Raw genomic sequence first — 23576 nt, 5'->3', positions numbered from 1 at the left:
CTACGCCTTGGCGATCAGCGCGTAATAGGCCCTGCGCAGCTCGTCTCGATCACGCTTGTACATACTGGCGAGAAACGGTGTCATGTCTTCAAGACCGTTTGCGTTCAAGTCCACTGGATAGATTTTATTATCCCTCGCTGAATACAGGAAATTACTTAACTGCAGATCGTTGTGGTAAAGATTTTTCTGTTCCATGCGCCGAAATGCGTCATCCAGTAAAAGCCTGGCCTCTGGGGGCAAACTTCCCCTTGCCAGGGTATTTACATCCACCCCGTCCAGCTTGCCCATTTTCAAATAACGGCGACCATTTTCAAATATCGTGGTTGCAAAGCCGTCACCGTAATAGCTGTTCAGGCACAGGGTCTCGTTATCGACAAAGTCGTCGGCAGAAGTCATGGATGAAGGGCCATAGTCCTTATAGACACTTTTCCCGTCGAGACTGTCGTAGATCGTCCCCTCACCGCCCCCGCCAATTTCCGGCCCCAGGTCTGATGCCACAGAAGGCGGGTTACCGCCGCGTGCCCCCAGGCGCTGCCATTGGTCCCCCTGAAGGTGCTGCACCAGCAACGGCGTTTGCCGGTTGTTGTGATAAATCTGCGCCTGTACGGCACCGTCGGCGGTGCGAGTCACTTGCCGCACTTCGTAGACCGCAGTGTTGCCGGCAGTATCGGTATGGCGGATGTGGGACAAGTGACCGTCCGCCGCCACATAGATCCCCTGACTGTTGCGCGCAAGCCCGGCTATTTTCGATTCGGCCACGCTGTAGTCGCCAAGCAACCGGTTGTTCAGGGCGCTGCCCGGCTCGGCAGGCGTGGTGATGATCGCCCCATCCATCGCACTCGTTTTTGCGGTGAAGCCTTCAAGAGGGCTGCCGTAAGGCCGCATCCTGTCCACATCAAACGCATACCATCGACCGTTCTGGAGTACCGCGCCTCCATCAACGCTTTGCCCGGCGACCTTGAAGGTACCCGTCGCTGCTGCGTCATAGTGTTTACTGGCAGCCTTCAACAGGTCATAGCTGCCGCTCGCGCCCCTGAGCTTGTTGACCACCTCTGCACCCGTGGCGCGTACAAAGTTGGCGCCTTTGCCCAGCAATCGGGCACCGCCCGCGACCAGTTCGCTGAAGCCATCCAATGGGTTGAATGCTTGAATGGCAGCCACACCGATGACTTTTGCCACTTGAATGGCCTTGGCGGCGGCGCTCGCGACCTTGGCCCCCGCCTTCGTGACTTTCGCCGCCACACCCGCGCCCGCCGTGACAAAACCAAAGACATCCAGCGCCAGGTCACTGGCCCCTTCCAGGTGGTTACCCCTGGAAAAATTCACGATGGCGGACCTGAGCGGAATCAGGTCAAGAAAAAAGTGGGTGACGTTCCACTCGGTTGCCATTTGTTTATCGAACGAGGTGACACCCCGGGCATAGGTTTTTATGTCATCACTGTCGAGATCAAGATGCTCAACAAAGGCATCGGCAATGTGCTGGGTTCGCGCACTGGAAAAACTGGGGGGCGGCGTTGACAAGCCGTCCTGGCTCTTTTGGCCAAGGGCAGCCTCGCTCACGGTCTTGGGCTTGAAGGGCTCCGTCTTGAACTCCTTGTTGGCCTGCCGCTCGCGTTTTGTTGTTAACTCCGAGGCCGGCACCGACTTGATTGCACCTGCGTTCAAATCAATTTCATAAACGGTGTTGCCATTTCTTCCGGTGGCCTTGACCCACAGTTTGTTTTCCGCGCCCTGGCGTTTTTTAGAGGTGAAGTCGAGGCCCAGTTCATAAGTGTTTTTCTGAAAAAACTCGAGCTTTGCAAACTCCAGGTTTTCCCGGTCAACCAAGGGCAGTGTTGCGACAAGGTGCCTGATGACGCTGCGAACCCCTTGCTGGCGAGAAGTGATTGCTTGTTCAAATTCTTCGTTGAAGATTTTGTTCACGCTGAAATCCAGGCTCTTGCCTTTGATTGCCTCGGCAATGCTCGAGTCCCTGGTTTCCCATGGGTATTGGCCAAGTCCGCTCATGGCGATGTCCAACAACGAGAAAAGCCCGCCGGGCGCCCGGTTCGGATCATAAAGTGGTTGGGCTGACGGTTGTTTCGAGTCAACGATCTTCAGTCGTTTCTCTTCAAAAGGTACGTGTTCGCCAAACCGCTCCTTCAAATGGGCCAACGCAATGTCTTTACGGCTTGGAATTTCGGCTTCCAACAAACCGGTAGCCGCAAGCGTCGACTTCAGTTGTGCGTTGAATGCCGTCCTTGCACGGTCTATCTCATCGTCGCTGTAACGATCACCTGGCTGGCATGTGACGATCCCGTTGACCACGGCCCAGTCCACCAATGCCGCCTTTTGTGCATGTTCGGCGGCGGCTCGATTCGTCAGGATCGCGTTTTCCGCGCTGGACATGACTTGGGCAAAGGTCATGTGCGCCACCTTTCCGGGGAACTGCGCCTCTATGGCCGCCGCTGCGACCGCGAGGCTTACCCAGGCCGGGCTGCCGTAGGTCACGCGGTCGGGGATGTCCTTGATCAAAAACTCGGGCGCCTTTCGTGCCAGTAACAAATAGGCGCCGGCCTTGGCCATCTCGGGACTGGTCTTGTGATTTTCGTGCAGGTAAGTGCTCAGGCGCTCGAGCACTGTCGAAGCCGGCTTGCCCCAATGGGCTTGTTGGGCGAGGTCGAAACCCGCCACGCGGTTACGGTGCGGCGCCGTGATGGACTCCGGGTCAAGCAGCAGATGGATCGCACTCAGTGCGTACTCGTTCACGCTGGTCTCGGAGGCGGCGCCCCCAAGCTGGTCCTGTATGGCTTGCCCCAGTGCCTGCCCGCGGGTGGAGCTGACGAGGGTTTCGAGTGCCTTGGCAGGATCAGCCAATGCCTCGCCCGACAACGGCTGGTTCGCGTTCAGATATTCCAGTACACCCACGCTTGCGCCGATGTGCGGTGCATTGGGGTTCTGGCTGCCATGGTCGGTAGCCGCCGCCAGTACCCTGCGTTGTTCAGCGGCGCTCATGGGAACAGGCCAGGACAACCCGCCGCCAAAATTGCCGAGCGGATGCTCCAGTGCCCTGTCACTCACCGCATGGGCATGACCGGTCAGCTGAAAATGATTGGTGGGCAACCCCAAGCCGATACTTCCGAGAAAGGTCTCTACCGTCGCCGCTTTACCCGCCTGGGTCGGGTAGGACGAGTCGGGGTGTATTTGCATCGGTGTCGTTTGCAGCGCGGCCAGCACCGCTTGAGGGCTGGCATTCACGCCAAGACGGCTGGCGATTTCGTTGAGCTTCTGGCCCAGTGTCCGCAGATTCTCGCGGTCGCCCAACGCCGCGGTGAGACCGGATTGCCGGGGGACTGGGGCGAGGGCCTGCGTATCGCGATCGGCCGTAGCACCCAGAGCAGAGGGCAATAGAGGGAGCGCCGCCGGCTCGGTAGAAAGCGGGGAAAGTTGCGGAGTTACCCGTGGAGGGAGAGACACAGTGCCAGCATTCAACATGAGAATGTACCCATCTGGAGAGGGGTACGAGCCTCACATACGGCCTGCGAAACGAACATCTGATTAGTGTTTGCAGAAATTTGTAAGCGCCCGGTAACACGCGTTGCCGGGCCTTCGCGCTGTCAGTAACCGCGCTCGAAACTCACTTCGCCGCGCAACGTTTCCTGCGCCTGGTACGCGCGCAAATTCTCGACAAATAATTGCACCATCATCCCCGGCGAAGTCGGCGCCGAGCTGTGCCCGGTCAGCAGCAAGCCCCAGGCGGTCCAGAACGGATGGCGCTGGGGCAATGGTTCCTGACGGCAAACGTCAATCACCGCGCCGGCCAGATGGCCTTCCTTCAACGCTTCCACCAGGTCCGCATCGACCACCGCCACACCGCGCCCGACATTGATGAACAACCCGGTCGGCTTGAACTGCTTGAACAGCGCCGCATTGTACAAATCGTGGGTATTCGGCGTGTTGGGCAGCAGGTTGACCACGTAGTCCACCTCACCCACCAGGCGCGGCAACGCGTCGAGCCCGGCAACTTCGACAAACGGCGCCTGCTCACGGGCCTCACTGGCAATGCCGTACAGCTCAACGCCAAACGGCTGCAGGAATTGCGCAACGCTGCGGCCGATATCACCGGTACCGACGATCAGCACTTTGCGCCCCGCCAGGCTCTGGCCCATGCGGTTATCCCACTTGCGCTCGACCTGGCTAACCAGCCGCGCCAGCACTTCACGCTCATGGCCAAGCATGTAAGTCAGCACGTATTCGGCCATCACCTGGCCAAAAATGCCCACGGCGCGGGTCAGGCGGTAATCCCGCGGCAGGCCGTCGGCCAGCAGCGGCGTAATGCCGGCCCAGGTGGATTGCAGCCATTGTGGCTGGTGCCCCTGGCGCAGCAAGGTGGCCAGAAGATCCGGCTGGCCCAGCCACACCGGGCAATCGGCCGCCAGGCGCGACAATTCGGCGGAGTCGCCGCTGGTCATGACCTCAAGGTCCGGCGCCGCTTCGCGCAGCAGCCGGGCGTACAGCGGGTGATCGTGTTCAGCAATCAGAACGCGCATGGTTCAAACCTTTCAAAAACACTGCAGGCGGCCGCCGGTCCAGTTCACTGTACCGTGCGGCCGCCGCAAAAAATTGAATTCCATTGATGAATGTGCCCCGGACGGGGCACTGACCGATCACATCGGGTCATTGCGTCGCAGCAGCTCTTCGGGCAAGTGTTCGATGTACTCGTCCTCGGCCGGCGGCATTTGCAGGTGGTAACCCTGCTTTTCGAGGTTCTCCAGAACCACGGTGATGTCCTCGCGGGACAGCTTGCGCTCCGGGCTCAGCACCAGGTCGAAGGCGTGGTGCGGCTTGCCGAAGGCGGCCAGCAGACTTTCCGGCACGCGCTCCAGTGCATCGCTTTTCAGCACGTAGAGGTACATCTCGTTTCGTTTGAGGCTGCGATAGATGGAGCAGATACGTTTCAAGGCTGTTCTCCGGCAGTGGCCAGGCTGTCCAGCAGCGCCTGGCCCATCAGTTCGCGGCGCCAGCCACGCAGCGAATCTGGCAATTGGTAAGGCCCCTCGGGGTAGCCGCTCTTGACCAGGGCTTCAAGGGTTTTCTTGCGCAGCATCAGTTCCGGCGCCATGTCCAGGCGTTCGGCCTCGGCCTGGCCCAGGGCGCGCAGTTGCTTGATCAGCGTGGCGGCGTCCACCGGCAATGGCTCGGCAACCGCCGGTGGCCACTGGTCCATGGGCACGCTGCCGGCGCGCTTGATCAGGCCCAGCAGGAACTCGCCGTCCTGGCGCACGGTGCGCGGGTGCATGTCTTCGATCTTGCCCAGCGCGGCGAGGTTATCCGGCTGGGATTTGGCCAGGGGCCATAACGAGTGCTCACGGATGATCCGGTTGCGCGGCAGGTCACGGGCACGGGCTTGCTGTTCGCGCCAGGCGCACAGTTCCCGCAATACGGCGAGCTGGGCACGGGAGAGTTTCCAGGCGAGCTTGGCGTCACGGTAAACCTCGTACGGGTCGACTTCGCGGCGCAGGTTGGCCACCAGTTCGGCACCGTCTTCCAGGACCCAGGCGTATTTGTCGTCGGAAAGCTTCGGGCGCAGGCGTGTGTAGACTTCTGCCAGGTGCACCGCGTCTTCGGCGGCGTAGCTGATTTGCGTCTCGGACAATGGCCGCTGCAACCAGTCGGAGCGGGTCTCGCCCTTGGGCAACTCGATATCGAGGACGGCTTGCACCAACCGCGAATAGCCCATGGAGAAACCGAGGTTCAGGTAGGCCGCCGCCAGTTGCGTGTCGAACAACGGCACCGGCAGGCTGCCGGTTAGGCGCAGCAACACTTCCAGGTCTTCGCTGCACGCGTGTACCACCTTGATCACCGCCGGGTTCTCCAGCAAGGCGGCCAGGGGTTGCCAGTTGTCGATGGTCAGGGGGTCGATCAGGTAAGCGCGCGCGCCATCACCGATCTGGATCAGCCCGGCTATGGGATAAAAGGTGTCGACCCGCATGAATTCGGTGTCGAGGGCGACGAATGGCAACTGCTGCCATTCGGCGCAGTGCTGGCCGAGGCTATCGTTGTCGCAGATCCAGTGAATATCGATGGCCACACGGCTCTCCCTTGAAGAATGGCGCGCAGTATATATCGCGAAAGGGAGTTGCGAGCATTCGCAGTACAGCATCCGCCATGAAAACTCTTATAGGAGCTGAAGAATAGTCCGACAGTCGGTACTTATCCTCTCTTACGCAGGACATACACCCGCCACATGGCTGAGCCGGGCATGAACTCCTGTTGACCGAGGACCTTGAAACCCGCCAGGCGAAACTCCGCCTCCACTTGCGCCCGGTGGCTGGCAACTGCCGCCGGGCCAGGCTGCAACGCCCGGTAGCCGCTGTCGCTGTTGACCGAAACAATTACCGTGTCGCGGCTTACCCGATGAAACTCACCGAGCAGGGCCAGGCGCCCTTCTGCCGTTGGCACATGGCGAAACAACTCCAGGCAAAAAATGCAGTCCACCGCGTTGGCCGAAAGGCCGATGGAAAATGCCGAGCCCTGGAAGGTCTTGATCCGCTTGAGCAAGCCCGGCGCGTGGTGGGTACGTGCGTGGTCGAGCATGTCCTGGGAATTGTCCGACGCCAGGATCACCCGGTTGCTGTGCTCGGCCAGCACCGGCCAAAAGCGCCCGGAGCCGCACGCCAGGTCGAGAATCAGCCCTGGCTCGCCGGCGATCTTCAGTGCACGGCGCACCAATTGCTCATCGCGCCACAACCCCAGGCGCCGCAACAGCCCCGGCGGGCGCGTGTCGGCGCAGACCAGGGCATGCTGCTGGCCAGCGCGTTCGGCAAATTCAATCTCGATGGAAGACGGCGGTTGCGACGGCATCACACGACTCTGTTAATGGATCAGACATTCGCAGCTTAACCACCGTCTCGTGAAAAAAAGGTCGAAGGATTGTTCGCCGTTAATGCAGAACCAGTATCCAGCCCGCTGCCTGTCTGTTAACTGTCTGTGATCAGCGCCTTCATCTTCAGGCCTGGTGCAGATACCAGCGCCAATCCTGCTCGCCCACCTCGCCCATGAACTGACGGTATTCGGCCCGCTTGACCGCCAGGTACACGCCGAGGAATTCGCCGCCGAACGCCTCACGCGCCCAAACCGAGCCTTCAAGCGCACGCAAGGTGGTCAGCCAATCGGTGGGCAGCAACTCCTTGGCCTGGGCATAACCGTTGCCCTCCACCGGCGCGCCGGGGTCGCGCTGTTCGCGGATGCCCCGGTGGATACCGGCCAGAATCGCGGCCGCCGCGAGGTACGGGTTGGCGTCGGCGCCGCAGATACGGTGTTCGATATGCCGGGAAAACGCCGGCCCGCCGGGCACCCGCAGTGTGACGGTGCGGTTGTCCACGCCCCAGGTCGCGGCCAGCGGCGCGTAGCTGTTGGTCTGGAAGCGTCGATAGGAGTTGGCGTTGGGGCAGAACATCAGCAACGAGTCGAGCAAGGTGCTGAGCATGCCGCCCACCGCGTGGCGCAACAGCGGCGTGCCGTCGGGCGCTTCGCTGGCAAACAGGTTATTGCCGTCGCGGTCCGCCAGGCTGACGTGCATGTGCATGCCGGTGCCGGCCAGATCGTCGAACGGCTTGGCCATGAAACACGCGGTCATCCCGTGCTTGTGGGCTACGCCCTTAACCAGGCGCTTGTAACGCACCGCCTCGTCCATGGCTTGCAGGGCATCGCTGCGATGCTCCAGGGTGATTTCCACCTGGCCCGGGGCGTATTCGGAAATCGCCGTGCGCGCCGGGATGCCCTGGAGTTTGCAGGCGCTGTAGAGGTCGGCGAGGAACGGTTCGATCTGCTCCAGCTCCCGCAGGCCGTAGACCTGGGTCGAGCGCGGGCGCCCGCCGTCGACATCCCGCGCCGGTTGCGGGCGGCCGTTGCTGTCGGGTTTCTGGTCGAGCAAATAGAACTCCAGCTCCGCCGCCATCACCGGGTAATAGCCGTCGGCCTTGAGGTCGTCAATCACCCTGGCCAGCAGGTGCCGGGGATCGGCCACGGTAGCGGGCATGCCTTCGGTGGGGTGCATGCTGACTTGCACTGCTGCCGTCGGGATCAGGCGCCACGGCATGCGCTGCAAACTGCCGCTGACCGGGTAGGCACGGCAGTCGATATCACCGACTTCCCAGACCAGCCCTGAGTTCTCCACGTCGTCGCCATTGATGGTCAGGCCGAGGATGGTACTCGGCAGCGGCCGGCCACTTTCATAGACCGCCAGCAGTTCATCGCGGTGCAGCAGTTTGCCGCGAGGCACACCGTTGTTGTCGAGGATGAACAGCTCGAACATCTCGATATCCGGGTTCTGCTCAAGAAAGGACTGGGCTTCGTGCAGGGTGGCAAAGGGCGTGCTCATGGGCATTCTCATACGTTCGCGTCAGGCAGGCGCGCGGGCGCTGCCGGGCAGATGCGCGGGGCATCCATTCGGGCAAATCAACGTAGGAGAAAGGTGTCCGGTGGGCGCGCGTGGCGGCAGTGCCAGAGCGCCCAGAAGGCGAGTTCGGAAGGGAGGGCATCAGCGGTGACTCGACGACGATCCGGACGGCTGGACGCGGTGGCGCCTGGCGATGTCTCAGGGTGTGTGTCGGGGGAACCGTCCATGCGGGATTCACAGTAAAGAGATGCCGGGCAGCCTCACACGCGAGGTTAAGCCGTTAAATCCAGTCTTGATGGAGTTTGGTTGTGCCGTGGCTAAACATTTGCAAATAATGGCGGCCCTGCCCATGCCCAAGGACCCGACCGCATGAAAGCATTGCTGACCCTTTCCCTGCTGGCCGGCCTGTCTGCCCAGGCCCTGGCCGACAGCCCTGCGTCGCGCCTGGATGAAGTGCTCCAGCGCGGCGAAATGAGCGTCTGTACCACCGGCGACTACAAGCCGTACAGCTATTTACGCCCGGACGGCAGCTACGAAGGCATCGACATTTCGATGGCCCAGTCCCTGGCCAAGAGCCTTGCGGTGCAGGTGAAGTGGGTGCCGACCACCTGGAAAACCCTGATGCCGGACTTCCTGGCCCAGCGCTGTGATATTGCGGTGGGTGGTATTTCAGTGTCCCTGGAGCGGCAGAAAAAGGCGTTTTTCAGCCAACCATTGGGCGTCGACGGCAAGATCCCGCTGGTACGTTGCGCCGATGTGCAGCGCTATCAGACGGTGGAGCAGATCAACCAGCCGCAGGTACGCGTGATCGAGCCTGCGGGCGGCACCAATGAAGTATTTGCGCGGGCGCATTTGGGCAAGGCACAACTGACGCTGTTCCCGGATAACGTGACGATTTTCGAGGAACTGCTGGCGAACAAGGCGGACGTGATGATCACCGACGCCAGCGAGGCGCGGTATCAGCAGAAGCTCAAGCCGGGACTGTGCGCGGTGAATCCCGAGCGGTACATGCAGTACAGCGAGAAAGCGTTCCTGCTGCCCCGCGATGATGTCCCATGGAAGAGTTACGTGGACCAGTGGCTGCACTTGAGCACGGTGACCGGCGTGTATGACGGCATCATCAATCAGTGGCTGGCTGCGCCCTGACCAGCTCGACAAACGCCCTGCACGCCGCACTGCGATAGCCTCCCTTGCGGCTGAGCAACGCCGCCGTGCGTTGCGGCAACGGCGGGCTTAGCGGCACCGCCTGCAACCCCGGCTGCACCTGGGCAATCGCGCTGGGCAGGATGGTCGCCAACTGCGTATTTCGTACGATTTCGATAATCGCGCTGATGGAATTGGCCTCCATGGTGATCAGCGGTTTCACCGCCTGGCTGCGAAAATACTCATCGATATAGCGACGCGTGGCGAAGCCGGCATTCAGCAGCACCAACGGCTGCTGGAGCCACGACTGTCGATCAATGCCGGGATGACCGGCGCTCACCACTACGCTCAACGCCTCGACAAACACCCCTTCACACTCGATATCCGGCAAATGCTCGCCGGTAAAACCGATGCCGATATCCAGCAAATCCTCCGTCAGTGCCGCCTCCATGCGGTCCTGGGTCAGCTCCTCGACACTCACTGTAATCCCCGGATACAGCCCGTTAAATCGCGCCAGCAGCGGCCCGATCAGGTAGGCGGTAAATGTCGGCGTCATCGCCAGGCGCAAGCTGCCACGGCTCAGGTCCTGCACGTCATGCATGGCGCGGGTGCCGGCCTGCAGATCCTGCAAGGCCAGGCGCGCAAACCGCACATAGGCCTCGCCTGCATCGGTCAGGCTGACGCTTCTGCCGGAACGGTCCAGCAGTGGCGCACCGAGAGTGTCTTCCAGTTGCCGGATCTGCTGCGACAAGGTCGGCTGCGACACATGCAGCGCCTCCGCCGCCCGGGTGAAATTACGGTGCTCGGCAACGGCCAGCAGGTAGCGGATATGACGCAGCAACATGGAAGGCGCTCCAACTATAGGCATGACTTATAGAAACCATAATAAGCCGGTCTTGGACGCTATAGCTGAAAACTTCCATCCTTGCCCCATCAGCGACGCAAGGAGAACCACCATGCAAGATCTCATCGACGGCTTTCGCAAGTTCCAGGGTGAAGCCTTCACCCAACGCAGCGACCTGTTCAAACACCTGGCTACCACGCAAAACCCCGGCACGTTGTTCGTGTCTTGTTCCGACAGCCGCGTAGTCCCGGAACTGCTGACCCAGCAGGAACCCGGTGACCTGTTTGTGATCCGTAACGCCGGCAACATCGTCCCGTCCTACGGGCCGGAGCCTGGCGGCGTGTCGGCCACCGTCGAATACGCAGTAGCCGTTCTCGGCGTCAGCGACATCGTGATCTGCGGCCACTCCGACTGCGGTGCCATGACCGCGATCTCCACCTGCAAATGCCTCGACCACTTGCCCGCCGTGGCCAACTGGCTGCGCCACGCCGAGTCGGCCAAGGTGATCAACGCCGCCCGCACTCACGCATCGGATGCCGACCGGCTGAACTCGCTGGTACGGGAAAACGTGGTCGCCCAACTGGCCAACCTCAAGACCCACCCTTCCGTGGCCCTGGCCCTGGAACAAGGCCGGCTGAGCCTGCACGGCTGGGTCTACGACATCGAAAGCGGCGCCATCGACGCCCTGGATGGCCGCAGCGGGCGCTTCGTGTCGCTGCTCGACCACCCGGCCACCCGTGCCTACGCCGCCTGAACCTTATTCAAACCCAAGAGGACATCACCATGCTGCAATCCCAATTCGCCCAATCCCCACGCCTGGCCCTGGCCGACACCATCATCGACATCAAGGCGCGCAAGAACCTGTCATGGCAGGACCTCACCGACGGCACCGGCCTGAGCCTGGCGTTCGTTACCGCCGCCCTGCTCGGCCAGCATCCGCTGCCCAAGGACGCTGCCGATGTGGTCTGCGAAAAGCTTGGCCTCGACCAGGACGCCAGCCGCCTGCTGCAAACCGTGCCCCTGCGCGGCAGCTTCCCGGGCGGCGTGCCGACGGACCCGACCATGTACCGTTTCTATGAAATGCTGCAGGTCTACGGTTCGACCCTCAAGGCCCTGGTGCACGAACAATTTGGCGACGGCATCATCAGCGCGATCAACTTCAAGCTGGACATCAAGAAGGTCGAAGACCCGGACGGCGGCTCCCGCGCGGTGATCACCCTGGATGGCAAATACCTGCCGACCAAACCGTTCTGATTTGCCGGCAAACCGTCTACGCTCTTGGCACACCAACAAGATCGAGGGACGGGTAATGAAGGCAATGCTCCGAGCCACCTGGCTGCTGCTGTTATGTGTTGGCCAGGTGCACGCCGCCACCGCTGAGGAGGCGGATGCCCAAGCCGCCAAGGCCTTGCTGGAAAAGGCCTTGGCGTATTACCAGACGAATGGTGACAAGGCTTTTGCGGCGTTCAGCCGCCAGGGTGAATTCGTCGACCAGGACCGTTACGTGTTCGTGGTCAACACCAAGGGCGTGCTGCTGGCGAGTGGCGGGCCCTCTTCTGCGTTGATCGGGCGCAATGTTTCCGAGGTACTGGGGCCGGATTTGAACAAGTCGTTCAAGGAGGCGTTGGCGGTGCCTGAGGGCAGTGGCATCCAGCAGGCCGATTACCGGTGGCAGAACTGGAATGACGGCAAGGTGGAGCGCAAGCATGTGTATTACCAGCGCGTCGGGCAGCGGATTTTGGCCGTTGGCTACTACCTGCCGCGGGCGACGCCGGAACATGCCAGAGCGCTGCGAAACAAAGCCGTCAAGGCGCTGGAGAAAGACCCGGTTGGGACGCTCAAGGCCATCAACGCCATGCAGGGTGGTTTTCTACAGGACGATTTGTATGTGTTTGTGGTTGACCTCGACACCCAGCGCTACGTGGCCCATGGCACGACTCCGCGGCTGGTGAATACGGATTTCAGCAACATCAAGGATCCCGACGGGAAGCCGGTGGGTGAGCCGATCCTGGCGGTCATGGCCGAGCAGGATCAGGGGGAATACAAGTACCGCTGGAAAAATCCGGTGACCGGAAAGGTTGAGAACAAGCATGCGTATTTGCGCAAAACCGGACATTTCATGGTGGCTGTGGGGTATTACAGCCCGTGAAGGTCAGCTATTTAAATGCTGGAACGCAATCGAATGTGGGAGCGGGCTTGCTCGCGAATGCGGTGTATCAGCCAACCTATTTATCAACTGACAGACCGCATTCGCGATCAAGCCCGCTCCCACATTTAATCTTCATTGTTCCAACTATTTGGCCTTGTCTTCCCGACCCCGCAACACGCGATCAGGCATGGCAATCGCCGCCGCCAACCCCAACAACGACACCCCGGCACTGACCATCAGCAAATGCCTGAAGGTAATCAACAACTCCCCCCGCAAGGCATCCTGCGCCGGCCCAGGCGCGGCATTCAAACCATCCAGCAGCACATTCCCCGAACTCCCCTCCGCGACCAGCGCCCCACTGGCCAGGTGCGCAAAACTGGAGTCCTGCAACAACGCCAGCAACAGCGCCGACATGCATGCCACCCCAACCGCACCACCCAGGGAACGGAACAGGTTGGTGGTGCTGGTCGCCACCCCGATATCCCGCTGCTCCACCGAGTTCTGCGTACCCACCAGAGAAGTCGGAAACTGCATCCCGGCGGCAATCCCGCACAGCAACATAAACAGACTGGTGACCGCCACCGCCTGAGGTGCACTCAACGCCATGCCGAAAATCGCGATCGGGCTCAGGAAGGCGCCAATCAGGATCATCGGTTTATAACGCCCGGTCACCGAGGTCATGCGCCCGGCAAAATACGCCCCCATCGGCAAGCCCATCGCCAGCGGCAGCAAATGCAAGGCGGCACTGTCGGCACCGGAACCGGTGACGGTCTGGTAGCGCAGCGGCATCAGCACCGTCAGGGAAATCGCCTGGAAACTGGTAAAGAAAATCGTGCACCAGCACAATACCGCGCTGCGGTTGGCAAACAGGTGCATCGGCAACAAGGGCTCCCGCGCCCGGCGCTCGTGCCACACAAACACCGTCAACGCCACCACGGCACAGACCAACAGCCCCAGCACTTCATCGTCGCGCCAATGATGGCCCTGGCCGATTTCGGTGATACCCAGCAACAGCGCCGTCAAACCGACGATCATCAGCACAGTGCCGAGGTAGTCGATCACCGGCTTGCGTTGCGGCACCGGCAGCCCCACCAGCGTGCGATGGGCCACCCACCAGGCGCCCGCGCCCAGCGGCAGGTTGATCAGGAACACCCAGCGCCACGACAGGTACTCGGTCATGTAGCCGCCCAATACCGGGCCGGCCACGCTCGCCACCGCGTACATGCTGCTGAAGTACCCCTGGTAGCGCCCGCGCTCACGGGGCGGAATAATGTCGCCGATAATCGCCTGGCTGACCGAAATCATCCCGCCGGCACCGATGCCCTGGAGGATCCGCGCCAGCACCAGTTGCTCCATGCTCTGGGCCATGCCGCAGAACAGTGACGCGAGAGTGAACAACCCCATGCCGATCAGCATCATTGGCCGGCGCCCGTACAAGTCGCCGAGCTTGCCGTAGATCGGCACGGCCACGGTCATTGCCACCATGTAGCCGGAGATCACCCAGGCCAGCAGGTTGACGTCATGGAACTGCGCGGAAATCGCCGGCATGGAGACGGCGACGATGGTCTGGTCCAAAGCCCCGAGAAAGATAGCCATCATCAAGGCGACAAGGACACTGCGCACGGCGGGTGTGGCGGGCTGATTGAGGTTGGTCACGGCAGAACCTGCGAGCAAGGGCCCGCGGGAAAAGGAGGCCCACGGGAATGCTCGTCAGTGTACTAGATAGCTGACTATTCGATAGCCTCGTAAGGAAGTCCGACGTAATTTTCTGCAATGGTTTTACGACCGGCTTCTGAGTCGACGAAGTATTCCAGTTCGCTCTGGGCGATGCGCTGGCTGAAGCCGTCCGCCTCAGGGAATTGGTGCAACATCGAGGTCATCCACCAGGAAAACCGTTCGGCCTTCCAGATCCGCCGCAGGCAAATCTGCGAGTACTTCTCCAGCAATTCCACTCGGCCCTCGCGATACACCTTGAGCAGGATATTGAACAAGGTACTGACATCGCTGGCCGCCAGGTTCAAACCCTTGGCGCCGGTGGGCGGCACAATGTGGGCGGCGTCGCCGAGCAGGAACAGGCGGCCGTACTGCATCGGCTCCACCACAAAACTGCGCAGCGGCGCGATGCTCTTTTCGATGGACGGGCCGGTCACCAGTTGCTCGGTGAGTGAGTTGGGCAAACGGGTTTTCAGTTCATCCCAGAAGCGCTCATCGGACCAGTCGTCCACCGACTCATCGGCCGGCACCTGCAGGTAATAACGGCTGCGGGTCGGTGAACGCATGCTGCACAGGGCAAAACCGCGTTCGTGCTTGGCGTACACCAGTTCATCGTGGATCGGCGGGGTGTCGGCGAGGATGCCCAGCCAGCCAAACGGATAGACCCGTTCAAAGACTTTCAATGCCTCGGTGGGAATCGACTGACGCGCCACACCGTGAAAACCATCGCAGCCAGCGATGTAGTCGCAGTCCAGCCGGTAATGCTCGCCTTTATGTTCGAAGCTCAGCCACGGCTCCGGGCTTTTCAGATCATGGGGCTGCACGTTGCCGGCTTCATACAACGTTGTCGCGCCGCTGGCCTGGCGCGCGGCCATCAGGTCGCGGGTGACTTCGGTTTGCCCGTAGATCATCACCGTCTTGCCGCCGGTCAGCGTCTTGAGGTCGATATGGGTCAGTTGCCCATTCAGCGCCAGCTCAAAGCCCTCATGCACCAGGCCTTCGGCATCCATCCGCGCACTCACGCCGGCCTGGCGCAGCAGGTCGACCATGCCTTGTTCCAGCACCCCGGCACGGATGCGCCCTTGCACGTAATCCGGCGTCTGGCGCTCAAGAATCAGGGTTTCGATCCCGGCGTTGTGCAACAGTTGCCCGAGCAGCAGCCCCGAGGGACCGGCGCCGATGATGGCGACTTGGGTTTTCAGCGTTTTCATTATTTTTATGGCCCGCAAGCTTCACCCGAACGTATCCGGTGAAAGAGTTGTCATTGAAGGTGTTGCTGGCATTTTTCACTTGAGTGCCCGGCATAAGAAGGTGAAAACTGAGCCCAAAGCTGCGCTTTTCGCCAATTGGGGCGATTACCGCACAACTCTCCCGAAGTATCGGATGAAGCCATGACCAAAACTGCCAGTGCCGCGATTCCAGTGTTCAAACTCTACGGTGAGAGCCAGCAATGGCCGACCCCGGATTTGTTGCACTGTGAAACCATCTCCCGGCGCAGCCGTGAGTACCAGTGGGAAATCCAGCCCCACCGGCATGCGGACCTGTGCCAGTTGCTTTACGTGCACAAAGGCCAGGCACAACTGGAGATCGAGGGGCAGCGCAGCACCCTGAATGAATCGACGCTGCAGGTGCTGCCGCCGTTATGCGTGCATGGCTTTCGCTTTTCCGAAGACGTCGAGGGGTTTGTGGTCACCCTGGCCGCGCCGCTGATGGCGCACCTGCAGGGGCAACTGGGCGCGGCGCTGGATGGCCTGAATGCCCTGGGCAGCTACCCTGCCGGCAACGACAGTGACTACCTCAACAGCCTGTTTGCGCGCCTGCAGGAGGAGTACGCCAGCGACCAACCGGCGCGAGACATGATGATGCACGCCCTGGTCAGCGTACTGCTGGTGTGGATCAGCCGCCAGGCCATCCAGCGTCGCCATCCACGGGCACCGCGGGGCCGCGAATACTTCCGCCGGTTCACCCAGCTGGTAGAGCAACATTATCGCGAGCACCCGAAAATCGAAGACCTGGCCCACAAGCTCGGGATCTCGGTCTCACACCTGAACGGTACGTGTCGGGAGTTGGGCGGGCAGCCCGCGTTGCAGATCATGCACGACCGCCAGTTGCTGGAAGCCAAGCGCCTGCTGACCTACACCAGCATGACCATCAATGAAATGTCGGAGGTTTTGGGCTTTTCCGACCCGACCAACTTCTCACGGCTGTTTCGCCGACGCGTCGGGTTCTCCCCGAAGGCGTTTCGGGAGCAGTTGAAAGCCGACCAGGACGCTAGCGAAGCGAACTGAAGGCAGCCATGTGGCCAACGCATTGACCGTGATTGCAGCTGGAGGCGAAGCCCGGCTGCATGCGGGTCTGTTCGACGCGGTAGGCGGCAGTGCCATAGAGCGCGGTGGCGGCGGCGCACAGGGTGAAAATCATCAGGTACTTTCTTGTTTTGATCGACATGATGCTGACCTCTGATCCGATCAAGAAGGTGCTTTGATAAGCATAGGTCAGCTGGGGCAAGTCGCCATTATCGGGCGACATTCAACCTGTTTATGTCGGCTTAGAGACCGACGTCCCACACCGGCTCTTCCGGAAACCTCAATACCAGGAAATCCAGCAGGCTGCGCAGCGCCGCCGGCATATGCTTGCGCGAGGCGTACACCGCGTAGATGTTCATCTGCTGCGGCTCGGCCTCGGGCAACAAGCGGATCAACTCGCCACTGCGGATGTAGTCGCCCGCCTGATAACTCGGCAGCCGCGACACCCCTGCTCCCGCCAGCGTCACCCGCAATAAGGTACTGGCCTCGTTGGCGCTGATATTGCCCTGCACCGGCACCGACACCGGCTCGCCGTTCTCCATGAAGTGCCACAGGCTTTTGCCGAAGTAGGAGTGGGTCAGGCAATTGTGCCGGGCCAGGTCCTGTACCTGCTGCGGCTGCGGATGCTCCAGCAGGTAAGCGGGCGATGCGCAGATCACCGAACGGCACAGCGTGAGGCGGCGGGCGATCAGGTTGGGGTCCAGCTCGAAGCTGGTGCGGATCGCCAGGTCGATGCGCTCATCCACCAGGTTCACCGTGCGATCAAGCATCTGCATATCGATGTTGACCAGCGGGTAGCGCTTGACGTATTCGGCCATGGCATCGGCCAGCTGTGCCTGGCCGAACGAGGTGCTGACACTCAGGCGCAGCAGGCCTCGAGGCGCTTCGTCGGGTTCGCTGACGGCGGCCTGCATGTCGCTGCACAACTCCAGCATCTGTCGGCAACGGGGCAGGGTTTCGCTGCCGGCGGCGGTCAGGCTGAGCTTGCGGGTGGTGCGGTGCATCAGGCGCGCGCCGACCCAGTCTTCCAGCTCCGCCAGGTAGCGCGACACCACCGGGCGCGACAGGTCCAGATGGTCGGCTGCCGCCGACTGGCTGCCCAAGTCCACCACCGCGACAAACACCCGCATTGCTTGAAGACGATCCATGATTTGCCCGCTTTTAGAAACAAACTATGTCCAAGCATCGCATTTTTTGTAGCGTTTGGTGCAACTAAGCTCTGTCCACACCTTACCGATGACTGGAGCTGCACATGTTTGGATTCTCCCCGCTCAAGCGCGTGGCCCTGGCCGCCGCCTCCCTGGCCTTCGCCGCGCACGCCATGGCGGCCGACCTGACCCTGGACGCCTACAACCCGGGCGAAACCGCGATGATGCCGGTCACCTCGGTACTGGTCAGCGGCGACAAAGATGCGATCCTGGTGGACGCCCAATTCGGCAAGACCCAGGCCGAGCAACTGGTGCAAAAAATCCGCGCCAGCGGCAAGCGCCTGACTACCATCTACATCAGCCACGGCGACCCGGACTACTACTTCGGCCTCGATACCCTGACCGCCGCCTTCCCCCAGGCCAAAGTCCTGGCACCGCAGCCGGTGGTGGACCATATCAAGGCCACCGTTGAACACAAACTGGCGTTCTGGGGCCCGAAACTGGGCGCGGACAAGCCTGGCAAAGCCGTCATTCCCCAGGTGCTTGAGGGCCACAGCCTGACCCTCGAAGGCAAGCAGTTGGAGGTGATCGGCCTCGACGGCGCACAACCGGACCGCACCTTTGTGTGGATCCCGTCGATCAAGGCGGTGGTCGGTGGTGTAGTCGTCGCGGAAAACATTCATGTGTGGATGGCCGATACGCAGACCGCGAAGTCCCACACCGATTGGCTGGCCACCCTGCAACGTATCCAGGACTTGAAACCGCGCACCGTGATTCCGGGTCACTACCTGGGCACGCCGTCGCTCAAATCCGTGGCGTTCACCGCCGACTACATCAAGGCCTTTGACGAAGAAACCGCCAAGGCCAAGGACTCCGCCGCCCTGATTGCGGCGATGCAAAAGCGTTACCCGAACCTGGGTGACGAGAGCACCCTGGAACTGGGCGCCAAAGTCGCCAAGGGCGAAATGCAGTGGTGAGTTGATTCAACCCTTAACCGTACTGGAGAACGTCATGAGCAAGATCGCAATCATTGGTGCCACCGGTCGTGCCGGTAGCCAACTGCTGGAAGAAGCGCTGCGTCGCGGGCACACCGTCACGGCCATCGCACGTAATACCGACAAGATCGGGGCGCGCCCTGGCGTCACCGCCAAGCAAGTCGATGCGCTGGATGCCCAGGCGCTGGAACAGGCCATCCGCGGCAACGACGTGGTGATCAGTGCGGCGCACTTCGCCACCCTGCCTGCGGAAGCAGTGATCGACCCGGTGAAAAAAGCCGGCGTGAAGCGCCTGCTGGTGGTCGGCGGTGCCGGTTCGCTGTTGTTGCCGGGCGGCAGCCGAGTGATCGACAGCCCGGGCTTCCCCGAGGAATACAAAGCCGAAGCCAGCGCCGGCAGTGTTTTCCTCGATACCCTGCGCCAGGAAAAAGACCTGGACTGGACCTTCCTGTCGCCTTCGGCGGAGTTCGTCGAGACCGCACGCACCGGCACATTCCGCCTGGGCCAGGATGAATTGCTGGTGAGCAGTGAAGGCCGCAGCTGGATCAGCTTTGCCGACTTTGCGATTGCGCTGATTGATGAAGTGGAAACACCGAAGCATTCACGCCAGCGGTTTACCGTCGGCTACTAAGGCTGACGCGCACTAAAAATGTGGGAGCGGGCTTGCTCGCGAATGCGGTGTGTCAGTCAACAGATGTATTGGCTGACCCGGCGCCTTCGCGAGCAAGCCCCCTCCCACATTTTGATCTTCATTGTGACGGCGACTGTGCCTGGCTCACCAGCCAATCCATAAGCTGCTCCAACCCCGCCGAGGGCTCAGTGCCCGGCGGGTACACCAGGTAATACCCCATCCCCGTCGGCACCCGTAGTTCAAACGGCGTGGCCAACCGCCCCGCCTTCAGGTCCTCGCCAATCAGCGCGCTGTCGCCAATCGCCACGCCCGAGCCTTGGGACGCCACCGTCATCGCCAGGTCCAGGGTTTCAAAATGATGCCCCTGGGCCAGATTGCTCAAGCGTGTATTCGCCGCTTTCAACCACAACGCCCAATCGCGCTCATCCCGCGTAGGGTGCAACAACACCTGTTGCTGCAAATCGGCGGGCGTGTGCAAGTCACCGAGCAAGGCCGGCGCGCACACCGGTGTCAGGCGCTCATCGAACAGATGCCGGGCCTGGGCCGACTGCTCGGCAATCGGCGCGTAGATCACCGCGGCATCGAACTGCTCGCGGCGAAAGTCGACGGTATAGGCCACGGTGGTGGTCAACTCCACCGGCACATCCGGGCGTTCCTGCTGCCACTGCATCAGGCGCGGCAACAGCCAGCGCATCACGCAGGTGGAGGCCTTGAGCTGCAAGGTCTCGCGGCGGGTGCCGATCTGCTCCACCGCCTCGCCGATCAGGCCGAACACCTGCTGCGCCCGCAGTGACCATTCGCGGCCCTCTTCGGTGAGGCTCAAGCCACGAGCCTGGCGCTGGAACAGCGCATAGCCCAGATGACTTTCCAGCCCGGCGATCTGCCGGCTCACCGCGCCCTGGGTGATGTGCAATTGCTCGGCGGCTCGGGTGAAGTTGCAGCACTGGGCCGTGACCCAAAAGGTGTGCAGGGCCGGCAGCGGCGGAAGACGTTTCATAAGGGCGCAGCCATGACGTGAGGACATGGCTAGTATGACTTTTTATCGATTGTTGCCGCTACGGGCCAGCCGTTCCAATACGGGCCTTTATCAACAATAAGAGCGACGACAATGGCGACCTGCGGCGAAGTATTGGTCAACCTGCTGGAAGGCTACGGCGTGGACCAGGTATTTGGCATCCCCGGCGTGCACACCGTGGAACTCTACCGGGGCCTGGCGCGCTCGAGCATCCGCCACGTCACCCCGCGCCACGAACAGGGCGCCGGTTTCATGGCCGACGGCTATGCGCGCACCAGCGGCAAGCCCGGCGTGTGCTTCATCATCACCGGCCCCGGCATGACCAACATCACCACCGCCATGGGCCAGGCCTACGCCGACTCGATCCCGATGCTGGTGATCTCCAGCGTGCAGTCCCGCAGCCAGCTGGGCGGCGGGCGCGGCAAGCTGCACGAGCTGCCGAACCAGAACGCGATGATCGCGGGCGTGGCGGCGTTCTCCCATACCTTGATGTCGGCGGCCGAATTGCCCGGTGTACTGGCCCGGGCATTTGCGCTGTTCCAGGCCGGACGACCGCGCCCGGTGCACATCGAAATCCCGCTGGACGTGCTGGTGGAAAACGCCGACGCGTTGCTCGGCAGTGAACCGGTCAGCGTTTCCCGCGCTGGCGCTGCGCCGTCGGCGGTCAAGCAGATGAGCCAGTTGCTCGCAGCGGCGAAACGTCCGCTGATCCTCGCCGGTGGCGGTGCCATCGACGCAGCCCCCGAGGTGACGCAGCTGGCCGAAGCCCTCGGCGCGCCGGTGGCGCTGACCATCAATGCCAAGGGCATGCTGGCCGCCAACCACCCGCTGCTGATCGGCTCGACCCAAACCCTGGTCGCCACCCGCGCGCTGGTGGCCGAGGCAGACGTGGTGCTGGCGATCGGCACCGAGCTGGCCGAAACCGACTACGACGTGACCTTCGCCGGCGGCTTCGACATTCCCGGCGCCCTGCTGCGCATCGACATCGATTCCGACCAGACCGTGCGCAATTACCCGCCGCAAGTCGCGCTGGTAGCCGACGCGCAAATCGCTGCGCAGGCACTGCTTGCCGAGCTGGGCAACAAACCCCTGGCCGCCCGCGACAGCAACTGGGGCGCCCACCGCGTCGCCCGCCTGTGGAGCGAACTGGAACCCACCTGGGACGCCGCCACCCGCGCGCAAACCCTGTTCCTCAACACCGTCCTGGACGAACTGCCCGACGCCGTACTGGTGGGCGACTCCACCCAACCGGTGTACACCGGCAACCTGACCCTGAACCTCGACCAACCGCGCCGCTGGTTCAACTCCTCCACCGGCTACGGCACCCTCGGCTACGCCTTGCCGGCGGCCATCGGTGCGTGGCTGGGGCGCGGCAACGGTGCGCCGGTGGTGTGCCTGATCGGCGACGGCGGCCTGCAATTCACCCTGCCGGAACTGGCCAGCGCCGTGGAAGCGCGCACGCCGGTGATCGTGCTGCTGTGGAATAACCAGGGCTATGAGGAGATCAAGAAATACATGGTCAACCGCGCCATCGAACCGGTGGGCGTGGACATCTACACCCCGGACTTTATCGGCGTGGCCAAGGCCCTCGGCGCTGCTGCCCAGCGCATCCGGGGTGTTGAGGAATTACGCAGCGCCTTGCGTGCCGCGACTGATCGCCAGGGCCCGACGCTGATTGAAATCGACCAGGGGCTTTGGATGAAGGAGGTGGCGGTATGAGCGCGGTATTGAATGGGCTGTTTATCAATGGCGCGTGGCGTGCCGGCCATGACGTGCTGGACGTGATCAACCCGGCCACCGAGGCCACCCTGGCCCAAGTGAGCGTGGGTGATGCAGGCGCGGTGACTGAGGCCATCGGCGCCGCCAGCGCGGCCTTCCCGGACTGGTCGAAAAGCACCGGCCGCGACCGCGCCGCACTGTTGCGCAAGATCGCCGAGGGTGTGAGCGCAGAGCGTGAACACCTGATGCAACTGCAATCGAGCAACAACGGCAAGCCGCTGTTTGAAGCCGGCATCGATGTGGATGACGTGATCGCCACCTTTGCCTATTACGCGAACCTGGCCGACGAAATGGACGCCACCCAGGACCGTCCGGTGGCGCTGCCCACCGAGGACTTCAGCGCCCGCGTACGCCGTGAACCCTGCGGCGTGGTGGGCCTGATCGTGCCGTGGAATTTCCCGATGGTGACCACCGCCTGGAAACTCGCCCCCGCGCTGGCGGCCGGTTGCTGCGTGGTGCTCAAGCCTTCGGAAGTGACGCCGCTGGCAGAGCTGGAACTGGCCCGGATCATCGCCTCGGTGGGCTTGCCTGCCGGTGTGTTCAACCTGGTCTGCGGCACTGGCCTGGCGGTGGGCGCGCCGATGGCGGCTGACCCACGGATCGCGAAAATCTCCTTCACCGGCAGCAATGCCGTGGGCGTGCAGGTGATGCAGCGCGCCGCCGAAACGGTCAAGGGTGTGAGCCTGGAACTGGGCGGCAAATCCGCGTTGCTGGTGCTGGCGGACGCCGACCTCGACCTGGCCGTGGAACTGGCCTGCGGCGGTGGTTTCTTCAACGCCGGGCAGATGTGTTCCGCCACCAGCCGGGTGTTGGTGGCCGACGAACTGGCGGACGAGTTTCTCACCCGCTTGCAGGCCAGGGCCGAGAGCATTCGCGTGGCGGACCCGTTTGCCGAAGACGTGGAAATGGGCGCATTGGTCAACCGTGCGCAGTACCAGCGGGTGCTGGGGCATATCGAACGTGGCCTGCAAGCCGGCGCGAAGCTGCTGTGTGGCGGCGGGCGCCCGGCGGATTTGCCTCATGGGTATTTCATTCGCCCGACGGTCTTCACTGAAGTGCCGTTGGACAGCGCGTTGTGGAACGAGGAGATCTTCGGCCCGGTGCTGTGCGTGCGCAGTTTTGCCAATGAGGCCGAGGCGGTGGCGCTGGCCAATGACAGTGAGTTTGGCCTGGTCGCGAGCGTGCTGAGCAGCAACGTGGAAGCGGCTGAGCGAGTGGCCAATGCTTTGCAGGTGGGTTTGGTGTGGATCAATGCGCCGCAGGTGATCTTCCCGCAAACGGCGTGGGGTGGTTACAAGCAGAGCAGCATTGGCCGCGAACTGGGGCCTTGGGGGTTGCAGGCGTTTCAGGAGATCAAGCATGTGATCCGGGCGGTGTAGAAACACTCAAGAGCACCACTGTTCCCTGTGGGAGCTGGCTTGCCTGCGATTGCGGTCTATCAGACACAGATGTGTTGCCTGAGCCACCGCTATC

21 protein-coding genes are annotated in these 23576 nt (G+C 62.0%); 9 read left to right on the top strand and 12 right to left on the bottom strand.

Annotated features, from left to right (window positions below; all coding sequences use genetic code 11):
• The 6 genes from HX821_RS13480 to HX821_RS13455 form a co-directional block, all read right to left on the bottom strand.
• Window positions 1-3387 carry a hypothetical protein gene (locus tag HX821_RS13480; RefSeq protein WP_256344171.1) on the bottom strand — a complete coding sequence of 1129 codons (3387 nt, stop codon included), beginning with the start codon at window positions 3385-3387 and terminating at the stop codon, window positions 1-3.
• Window positions 3388-3596: 209 nt separating this feature from the next.
• On the bottom strand, window positions 3597-4529 hold the full coding sequence (locus HX821_RS13475) for a D-2-hydroxyacid dehydrogenase (protein ID WP_003210668.1): 933 nt from the start codon (window positions 4527-4529) through the stop codon (window positions 3597-3599).
• Between the two features lie 117 nt (window positions 4530-4646).
• A complete protein-coding gene (locus tag HX821_RS13470) occupies window positions 4647-4940 on the bottom strand; it encodes a YcgL domain-containing protein (RefSeq protein WP_003210667.1) in 294 nt (97 codons plus the stop codon).
• Window positions 4937-6070: a ribonuclease D gene (gene rnd, locus HX821_RS13465; protein ID WP_008437922.1), complete on the bottom strand. Its 1134-nt coding sequence runs from the start codon at window positions 6068-6070 to the stop codon at window positions 4937-4939. Before rnd ends, HX821_RS13470 begins: the two co-directional genes overlap by 4 nt.
• 122 nt (window positions 6071-6192) lie before the next feature.
• Window positions 6193-6843, bottom strand: a complete 651-nt coding sequence (locus HX821_RS13460; protein ID WP_003210665.1) for a class I SAM-dependent methyltransferase — start codon at window positions 6841-6843, stop codon at window positions 6193-6195.
• Between the two features lie 145 nt (window positions 6844-6988).
• Window positions 6989-8362: a glutamine synthetase family protein gene (locus HX821_RS13455; RefSeq protein ID WP_003210664.1), complete on the bottom strand. Its 1374-nt coding sequence runs from the start codon at window positions 8360-8362 to the stop codon at window positions 6989-6991.
• A gap of 387 nt (window positions 8363-8749) precedes the next feature.
• Here HX821_RS13455 and HX821_RS13450 point away from each other — a divergent pair, with 387 nt between their 5' ends.
• Window positions 8750-9526, top strand: a complete 777-nt coding sequence (locus HX821_RS13450) for a transporter substrate-binding domain-containing protein (protein ID WP_177035893.1) — start codon at window positions 8750-8752, stop codon at window positions 9524-9526.
• Here HX821_RS13450 and cynR read toward each other — a convergent pair.
• Window positions 9501-10367 carry a transcriptional regulator CynR gene (gene cynR / locus HX821_RS13445; protein ID WP_003210662.1) on the bottom strand — a complete coding sequence of 289 codons (867 nt, stop codon included), beginning with the start codon at window positions 10365-10367 and terminating at the stop codon, window positions 9501-9503. The genes HX821_RS13450 and cynR overlap by 26 nt on opposite strands.
• Window positions 10368-10479: 112 nt before the next feature.
• Here cynR and HX821_RS13440 point away from each other — a divergent pair, with 112 nt between their 5' ends.
• From HX821_RS13440 to HX821_RS13430, 3 genes are read left to right on the top strand one after another with little or no spacing between them, the layout of a single operon-like run.
• The gene (locus tag HX821_RS13440; RefSeq protein WP_087692575.1) at window positions 10480-11121 is read left to right on the top strand and encodes a carbonic anhydrase; all 642 of its coding nucleotides are present in this window, start codon (window positions 10480-10482) and stop codon (window positions 11119-11121) included.
• Between the two features lie 29 nt (window positions 11122-11150).
• A complete protein-coding gene (gene cynS / locus HX821_RS13435) occupies window positions 11151-11621 on the top strand; it encodes a cyanase (RefSeq protein ID WP_177035892.1) in 471 nt (156 codons plus the stop codon).
• A 55-nt stretch (window positions 11622-11676) separates the two neighbouring features.
• Entirely contained in the window at window positions 11677-12516 is an 840-nt protein-coding gene (locus HX821_RS13430) for a cache domain-containing protein (protein ID WP_177035891.1), read from the top strand.
• A 144-nt stretch (window positions 12517-12660) separates the two neighbouring features.
• On the opposite strand, the gene HX821_RS13425 is transcribed toward HX821_RS13430, so the two are convergent.
• Together HX821_RS13425 and pobA are read right to left on the bottom strand one after the other, a co-directional pair.
• Complete coding sequence (locus HX821_RS13425) at window positions 12661-14172, bottom strand: MDR family MFS transporter (protein WP_177019679.1); 1512 nt, start codon at window positions 14170-14172, stop codon at window positions 12661-12663.
• A 74-nt stretch (window positions 14173-14246) separates the two neighbouring features.
• On the bottom strand, window positions 14247-15431 hold the full coding sequence (pobA, locus tag HX821_RS13420; RefSeq protein WP_177035912.1) for a 4-hydroxybenzoate 3-monooxygenase: 1185 nt from the start codon (window positions 15429-15431) through the stop codon (window positions 14247-14249).
• Between the two features lie 189 nt (window positions 15432-15620).
• Here pobA and HX821_RS13415 point away from each other — a divergent pair, with 189 nt between their 5' ends.
• Complete coding sequence (locus tag HX821_RS13415; RefSeq protein ID WP_003210655.1) at window positions 15621-16517, top strand: helix-turn-helix domain-containing protein; 897 nt, start codon at window positions 15621-15623, stop codon at window positions 16515-16517.
• Here the strand turns inward: HX821_RS13415 and HX821_RS13410 are convergent.
• A complete protein-coding gene (locus tag HX821_RS13410) occupies window positions 16501-16758 on the bottom strand; it encodes a hypothetical protein (protein ID WP_003210654.1) in 258 nt (85 codons plus the stop codon). The two genes, HX821_RS13415 and HX821_RS13410, sit on opposite strands and share 17 nt — an antisense overlap.
• Window positions 16759-16777: 19 nt before the next feature.
• Window positions 16778-17683, bottom strand: coding sequence for a LysR family transcriptional regulator (locus HX821_RS13405; RefSeq protein WP_177035890.1), 906 nt, complete (start codon window positions 17681-17683; stop codon window positions 16778-16780).
• Between the two features lie 104 nt (window positions 17684-17787).
• On the opposite strand from HX821_RS13405, the gene HX821_RS13400 reads away from it, so the two are divergent.
• A complete protein-coding gene (locus HX821_RS13400; protein WP_102368312.1) occupies window positions 17788-18660 on the top strand; it encodes an MBL fold metallo-hydrolase in 873 nt (290 codons plus the stop codon).
• A gap of 34 nt (window positions 18661-18694) precedes the next feature.
• Window positions 18695-19309, top strand: a complete 615-nt coding sequence (locus HX821_RS13395) for an NAD(P)-dependent oxidoreductase (RefSeq protein WP_177035889.1) — start codon at window positions 18695-18697, stop codon at window positions 19307-19309.
• 118 nt (window positions 19310-19427) lie between these two features.
• Here HX821_RS13395 and HX821_RS13390 read toward each other — a convergent pair whose 3' ends face one another.
• A complete protein-coding gene (locus tag HX821_RS13390) occupies window positions 19428-20306 on the bottom strand; it encodes a LysR substrate-binding domain-containing protein (RefSeq protein WP_177028549.1) in 879 nt (292 codons plus the stop codon).
• Between the two features lie 111 nt (window positions 20307-20417).
• Here HX821_RS13390 and HX821_RS13385 point away from each other — a divergent pair, with 111 nt between their 5' ends.
• Together HX821_RS13385 and HX821_RS13380 are read left to right on the top strand one after the other, a co-directional pair.
• Window positions 20418-22043: a 5-guanidino-2-oxopentanoate decarboxylase gene (locus HX821_RS13385; protein ID WP_177035888.1), complete on the top strand. Its 1626-nt coding sequence runs from the start codon at window positions 20418-20420 to the stop codon at window positions 22041-22043.
• The gene (locus tag HX821_RS13380) at window positions 22040-23482 is read left to right on the top strand and encodes an aldehyde dehydrogenase family protein (protein WP_177035887.1); all 1443 of its coding nucleotides are present in this window, start codon (window positions 22040-22042) and stop codon (window positions 23480-23482) included. The genes HX821_RS13385 and HX821_RS13380 overlap by 4 nt, the downstream gene beginning before the upstream one ends.
• Window positions 23483-23576 lie beyond the last annotated feature (94 nt).

It is taken from the genome of Pseudomonas sp. B6001 (assembly GCF_013386015.1).
Classification (GTDB): Bacteria; Pseudomonadota; Gammaproteobacteria; order Pseudomonadales; family Pseudomonadaceae; genus Aquipseudomonas.
This window is presented reverse-complemented; position numbering and strand designations above follow the sequence as displayed.

Excerpts from the sequence above, each read along its gene's own strand:
- HX821_RS13475 (WP_003210668.1), bottom strand. The coding sequence starts at position 4,529 with ATGCGCGTTCTGATTGCTGAACACGATCACCCGCTGTACGCCCGGCTG.
- HX821_RS13460 (WP_003210665.1), bottom strand. The coding sequence starts at position 6,843 with ATGCCGTCGCAACCGCCGTCTTCCATCGAGATTGAATTTGCCGAACGC.
- HX821_RS13455 (WP_003210664.1), bottom strand. The coding sequence starts at position 8,362 with ATGAGCACGCCCTTTGCCACCCTGCACGAAGCCCAGTCCTTTCTTGAG.
- HX821_RS13450 (WP_177035893.1), top strand. The coding sequence starts at position 8,750 with ATGAAAGCATTGCTGACCCTTTCCCTGCTGGCCGGCCTGTCTGCCCAG.
- cynR (WP_003210662.1), bottom strand. The coding sequence starts at position 10,367 with ATGTTGCTGCGTCATATCCGCTACCTGCTGGCCGTTGCCGAGCACCGT.
- HX821_RS13440 (WP_087692575.1), top strand. The coding sequence starts at position 10,480 with ATGCAAGATCTCATCGACGGCTTTCGCAAGTTCCAGGGTGAAGCCTTC.
- cynS (WP_177035892.1), top strand. The coding sequence starts at position 11,151 with ATGCTGCAATCCCAATTCGCCCAATCCCCACGCCTGGCCCTGGCCGAC.
- HX821_RS13430 (WP_177035891.1), top strand. The coding sequence starts at position 11,677 with ATGAAGGCAATGCTCCGAGCCACCTGGCTGCTGCTGTTATGTGTTGGC.
- HX821_RS13415 (WP_003210655.1), top strand. The coding sequence starts at position 15,621 with ATGACCAAAACTGCCAGTGCCGCGATTCCAGTGTTCAAACTCTACGGT.
- HX821_RS13410 (WP_003210654.1), bottom strand. The coding sequence starts at position 16,758 with ATGTCGCCCGATAATGGCGACTTGCCCCAGCTGACCTATGCTTATCAA.
- HX821_RS13405 (WP_177035890.1), bottom strand. The coding sequence starts at position 17,683 with ATGGATCGTCTTCAAGCAATGCGGGTGTTTGTCGCGGTGGTGGACTTG.
- HX821_RS13400 (WP_102368312.1), top strand. The coding sequence starts at position 17,788 with ATGTTTGGATTCTCCCCGCTCAAGCGCGTGGCCCTGGCCGCCGCCTCC.
- HX821_RS13395 (WP_177035889.1), top strand. The coding sequence starts at position 18,695 with ATGAGCAAGATCGCAATCATTGGTGCCACCGGTCGTGCCGGTAGCCAA.
- HX821_RS13390 (WP_177028549.1), bottom strand. The coding sequence starts at position 20,306 with ATGAAACGTCTTCCGCCGCTGCCGGCCCTGCACACCTTTTGGGTCACG.
- HX821_RS13385 (WP_177035888.1), top strand. The coding sequence starts at position 20,418 with ATGGCGACCTGCGGCGAAGTATTGGTCAACCTGCTGGAAGGCTACGGC.
- HX821_RS13380 (WP_177035887.1), top strand. The coding sequence starts at position 22,040 with ATGAGCGCGGTATTGAATGGGCTGTTTATCAATGGCGCGTGGCGTGCC.